Below are 255 nucleotides of genomic sequence, written 5' to 3' on the forward strand. Positions count from 1 at the left end.
GTCGACGCTGATGAGGTGGCCATTGACGTCGTAGGTGTTGGTGGTGGTGCCTCCGCCACTATCGGCCTTGATGGTGCTGACCTGGTAGTTGTCGAACTGGTCGGCTGTGTTGTAATTATAGTCAACATCATAGGCATTATCATGGGTATATCTTGTTAGTCTGCCTGCTTCGTCATTGATGAACCGTGTATTGCTATAGCGGGTATCATTACTGGCTATATGCACTTGCTGGAGCAGGACCTGGTCAACTCTGTC

Annotated in this window: 1 protein-coding gene; it reads right to left on the reverse strand. The window is 49.8% G+C overall.

Features of this window, described 5'->3' with window-relative positions; genetic code table 11:
- Positions 1 to 255, reverse strand: a 255-nt coding sequence (locus ACO0LF_RS31860; protein ID WP_423021476.1) for a hypothetical protein, incomplete at both ends; no start/stop codon positions are given.

Source organism: Undibacterium sp. Di27W (genome assembly GCF_049340345.1).
In the GTDB taxonomy this organism is placed as follows: Bacteria; Pseudomonadota; Gammaproteobacteria; order Burkholderiales; family Burkholderiaceae_D; genus Undibacterium.